Genomic DNA, 4,773 nt, shown 5'->3' on the forward strand with positions numbered 1-4,773 from the left:
CCTAAGGATACCAGATTTTAGATCAACTATCAAGATAATTGTGACAGACTACTAGTAGGAACCAATAACTTACAACCAATAACCAACACCCAATTGAGGTAACATCATGACGACAATTGCTATCGGCGGCATCATGCACGAATCAAATACGTTTAGCAACACACCCACCGATTTCGCTGCGTTCCCTCAGGTCCATGCTGGCAATATACGCAAAGTCTGGGGAGAGGCACATCACGAAATAGGAGGGTTTATTCAGGGTGCAACGGAATACGGTTATACGGCTTACCCGATGTTCATGACCTCGGCAACACCGGCAGGACGCGTAACAGATGACGCTTTTGACCGACTCACCGAGATGCTCATCCAGCACCTCAAGGCTGCGCCGAAACACGAAGGGTTCCTGCTTGCACTTCACGGTGCGCTGGTCGCAGAGAGTTACCCAGACGGTGACGGCGAGGTTTTACGGCGGCTCCGCGATACCTTCGGTCGAGATTTACCGATTGTCGTTACGCTTGACCAGCATGCCAACGTCTCGGAGCAGATGGTCGCTGAATCGACAGCACTCGTGATTTACAAGACAACGCCGCACATCGATCAACGCCAACGCGGACTACAGGCAGCGGAAGTGATGATGCGGATACTCCAAGACGGGATTACACCGACACAAGCACTCGTCAAACCGCCGATGCTCCTCAATATTCTCTATCATACGACTAACGTGCCGCCGATGGAACCTATCCTCACAGCAGCGAAACAACTGGAAGCGCGTCCCGATGTCCTCGCCGCGAACGTCGCCTTGGGGTATCCGTATGCGGATGTCCATGAAGCGGGACCTGCTTTCGTGGTCGTCACTGATAACGACCCGCACCTCGCACAGCGCGAAGCGGATCGTCTATCAGAGATGTTATGGAACGTCCGTGGACAACTGACGTTGGATCTCCCTGATGCAGCACAGGCAGTCGAGCAAGCCATCGAATCTGAAAGACATCCGGTTATTCTTGTTGAAATGGGAGACAATATCGGTGGGGGTTCGCCGGGGGATGGCACCTTCATTTTAGCGGAGTTGGTACGACAGGAAGCATCTGGATATGTCGTTGTCGTTTATGATCCTGAGGCTGTGCAAAATTGCGTTCAGGCGGGTGTCGGCAATAGCGTCTCGCTCCAAGTCGGTGGGAAAGCGGACACGCTACACGGCGATCCTGTCTCAATTCAGGGTAACGTCCGTCTCATCCACGATGGTCGCTATGAGGAGACGCAACCTCGGCACGGTGGTCAACGATACCACGATCAGGGATTGACGGTTGTCGTTGCGGTGGGGGATTCTTTGGTTGTACTAACGAGTCGACGGCAAACGCCATTTAGCCTTCAGCAGTTGTTGAGTCTCGGTATTGATCCGACAGCGATGCGGATGATTGTTGTCAAAGCTGCGGTTGCTTACCGTGCTGCTTATGAGCCGATTGCAGGACAGATTATTGAGGTGGATACACCGGGGTTGACTGCGGTGAACCCACTACATTTTGAATATCACGATGTTCGGCGACCGCTATTTCCGCTGGATTGATACCCTAATAAGGTAGGTACGGTTTCCTAGCCGCACCGGAATTTTAAAAAAGCGCGAAATCTAATTAATCCTTAAAACTAAATTCCGCTATGAGTTTGCAGGATTTTGTTGGATTTTGTCTTGTTCTGTGTTATATTTACTTATAGAATTTTCAAGGGGGGTTTATGGGAATTATCGATTTCGCGCGGCTTAAGGAAGTTTTAGCTTCATGGCTATGGGAGCAATTTGTTGTAATAGTAATTATATTTATAATCGTGCAGATTGTCATATTTTTTTATGCACTTTCCAATTTGTCTGCAAAGGAAGCCTGGCACACTCATACCAATACTTGGTCCTCAATTTTAACTGTGATTGGTGTGTTTGGAACTTTCTTGGGGATTTTCCTAGGACTTTTGGATTTTGAAACCGGTGAAAGTCTTGGACCGAACGCTGATAAACTGACAGTCCTTAACAATAGTATTGATAAACTGTTAAAGGGACTTAGAACCGCTTTCGTTACTTCCCTTGTAGGTATTTTTACTGCAATTTGCTTGAAATTGAAAGGTTTACATCAAACACAAACAGGCAAAGATCCGAGGGAAAATGATTTTGTCACTGCATTAGCAAATACACAAAGAAATGTTGAAACGTCTGGAGAAATCAATCTCCGTGCGGAGTTAGTGAAGTTAAATAAAACCGTTAAGGAGGGAAGTAGGGAAACGCACGAGACTTTAGGGAAAATTAAAACAGGACTCACAGGGGACGGTCAAAATACGCTTCTCACACATCTACGGAACTTATCAAATGCTCTCTCGGCGGAACGACTAAGTAAAATTGAGACGACTTTGTCCGATCAGAAAATCAATCTTCTTGAGGAATTACAACAGTTGACTAAGATTGTCTCACGTAATCACAACCAATTGATTAAGTCTCACGAAGTGGAAGGGCGGAGAATTCGGAATACATTAGACATTATCAAGACTGACCTCGTTGATAAACACGATCAATTGAGAGATGAATTCCAAAAATTCTCAGTAAATGTGGCTGAAAGCGTCGCCAAACTTGCTACAGATGAATTAGTTAATGCTCTTAAGACAGTCATTGAGGAATTCAATGCCAAAATTCCCGAACAATTCGGTGAGAATTTCAAACAGCTAGATCAAGCTATCGGGAAAACTGTAGAATGGCAGGAACAATATAGGCAGCATATGGATGAACTTCGCGATAAACTCGCCTCCGAATTTCAAGTTGCTGCTGAGGGTATTGAGAATTCTCGCCAATCCGTGGACGCGATAGCACAGGCATCACATACGATTGCTAGTCGGAGCGATAGCATTATTTCCTGTGTTGAAGAACTGGTGCCCGTTTTTCAAACCTTAAATAGTCAGTTGGAGGCGTTTAATGAACTACGTCAGAGAGCACATGAAGCCCTGCCACTCATTGAAAAACGGTTAGATGACCTGACTACGAACTTTTCGGCTACGGTTAAGAAAGCAATTGATGATTCTAATACAAGTATAGAACAGCAACGAGGTGCATTGAATAATCAAACAAACGCATTAGATGAAGCCCTTCGTGAGAGTGCGCGTCTCATATCTCAACATGTTAATGAACTGGATAGGCAGCTTCGAGAGCAACTGGACGCTTCATTAAATGGCTTAGCAGATCAACTTACGAGTCTTTCTGGAAAGTTTGTTGAGGACTACACGCCATTAACTACAGTACTTCAAAGGCTTGTTGACACGGCAAGTATCATTGAAAATGAACTGAACGAAAGGCAGGCATAGATGATTGATAAGTTATTTAATACAAAGGAATTAGAAACTGAAGAACATTGGGTCTCTATATCCGATTTGATGGCTGGGTTGATGGTTATATTTCTCTTTATATCCATTAGTTACATGCTTGATGTGAAGCGAGAAACGGATGATGTTAACCGTAGAACGGAGGAAATAAGGAAATCTAAGGATGAGTACAATGCAGTGCGTGCAAATTTAGCTGCAGATTTGAGGAAGGAATTCGAGGGGAGTCCCGAACAGAAAATTCAATTTAGAACCAAGTGGAAGGGTTATTTGGATATAAAAGCACTTTCAATCCGCTTTAACCAACCTTTTGCAATAGGAAAATCTGATCTTCCAAGTGCCTTCAAGGACCTTTTAGATAGTTTTTTTCCTCGGTATATTGCAATCCTAACCAAAGACGAATATAGGGAAAAAATTGAAGAAATTCGGATTGAGGGACATACTTCAAGCGAATGGAATGAAAATGAACGATACGTTGAAATCAAAGGTAATGAGGCTTATGTTAAAAACATGGTATTATCGCAGAACCGAGCGAGAGACGTGCTGCACTATGTCCTACAAATAGAGCATCACGCAATAGAAGATAAAGTATGGATTCAGAACAAATTGACCGCAAATGGGTTATCTTCTAGTCAACTTATTCTGAACTTATCACCAGATCTTCTGTACTCTGCCGACCTTCATCGTACTGTGGGAGAAGAAACAGGGATACCTCTACAGAAAATCAATCGCGTCCATCAACGGATTCGCAATTGGACGCGCGACAAAAAGGTTCCCCACGATATAATTATCACGAATCTTATTTCGGAATTTACCGAGTTTAAACAAAAGAGAGCATTGTTGAAGAGAGCTGTTGATCTACTGATGGAAGACAAAGAAGCCTCTCGACGTGTTGAATTTCAAATTATCACGAAATCCCAAAAACTCATTGATGAGATTGAGCATCTTCTGAAAAAGTTTGGCAATACGGAGGTAATCAATTGAAATTGACTGATTTTCGGAATCACGAAGGTTTGAATAGACTACGTAGGAAAATGAATGCAGAATACCGCTCTTTTGAACCAGAAATTGCAACCAAACCTCAGGAGGTCGGGAAACCTATATCAAAGGAAAAATTTAATGTTGATCCAGACGGTGTACTTGAATATAAAGGGCAAAAGGTTGTACTCTACATCCAGAATTGGTATGGTGAGAATGACTGGAATAAGTATCACATTGTCAATTGTCAATGGATGCAGGAGATGCAGAAAGCTCGGAAGTATTCCCGTTACGTTGATGGAAGACCACAAGATGGAAAGTTTACTGTAAATCGCCCACCTGATCGTTCCAAATCTGAACTACTTAGTTTAAGAGTCTGTCAGTACTGTTTAGAGCAACTAGTAGTCTGTCACATTTATATTGCTGGATATAATTTGTTGAGTTTGATGCGTG

General features: G+C 43.7%; 4 protein-coding genes. All 4 read left to right on the forward strand.

Annotated features, from left to right (window positions below):
• The first annotated feature begins 106 nt into the window (after positions 1-106).
• Positions 107-1,561, forward strand: a complete 1,455-nt coding sequence (locus tag OXH39_15955; protein MCY3551956.1) for a M81 family metallopeptidase — start codon at positions 107-109, stop codon at positions 1,559-1,561.
• A gap of 164 nt (positions 1,562-1,725) precedes the next feature.
• Entirely contained in the window at positions 1,726-3,327 is a 1,602-nt protein-coding gene (locus tag OXH39_15960) for a hypothetical protein (GenBank protein ID MCY3551957.1), read from the forward strand.
• Positions 3,328-4,326, forward strand: a complete 999-nt coding sequence (locus OXH39_15965; GenBank protein MCY3551958.1) for an OmpA family protein — start codon at positions 3,328-3,330, stop codon at positions 4,324-4,326.
• Positions 4,327-4,376: 50 nt separating this feature from the next.
• On the forward strand, positions 4,377-4,773 hold a 397-nt coding region (locus OXH39_15970; protein ID MCY3551959.1), incomplete at its 3' end, for a hypothetical protein.

The organism is Candidatus Poribacteria bacterium (assembly GCA_026702755.1).
Lineage (GTDB): Bacteria > Poribacteria > WGA-4E > WGA-4E > WGA-3G > WGA-3G.